The following is a 326-nucleotide window of genomic DNA, read 5'->3' on the forward strand; positions in this document are numbered from 1 at the left end:
GCAGCCTCGTAGAGGCTGGGCCGCGCCAGTTCCGCCTTGAGCACCCGGTGGTCCTCTCCGCGGTGTTCATGCAGCGACATGAGCGCTGCATTACGGTTGCCCAGGATATATTCGATGAGCCGGTATTGATGCGACTGGAAGCCGCTGGATTTGCCCAGCGATGGCCGGAAGGCGGTGTATTCGCTGGGGGTCATGGTGCGCAGCACGTCCCATGCGTTGTTGAGCTGCTCGAATATCCGCGCCACGCGGCTGAGCATCTTGAACGCGGGCTGCAGGTCGTCATGCTCCATCACCTTGCGCGCCGCCTGCAATTCGTGGATCGCCAG

At 62.6% G+C, this 326-nt stretch carries 1 protein-coding gene; it reads right to left on the reverse strand.

Annotation, left to right across the window (positions count from 1 at the left end):
* Window positions 1–326 (reverse strand): tryptophan 2,3-dioxygenase family protein (locus tag A3764_RS01000; RefSeq protein WP_236627982.1); only part of this gene is annotated, 326 nt, incomplete at both ends.

This window comes from Sulfitobacter sp. HI0129 (assembly GCF_001635395.1).
In the GTDB taxonomy this organism is placed as follows: Bacteria; Pseudomonadota; Alphaproteobacteria; order Rhodobacterales; family Rhodobacteraceae; genus Sulfitobacter.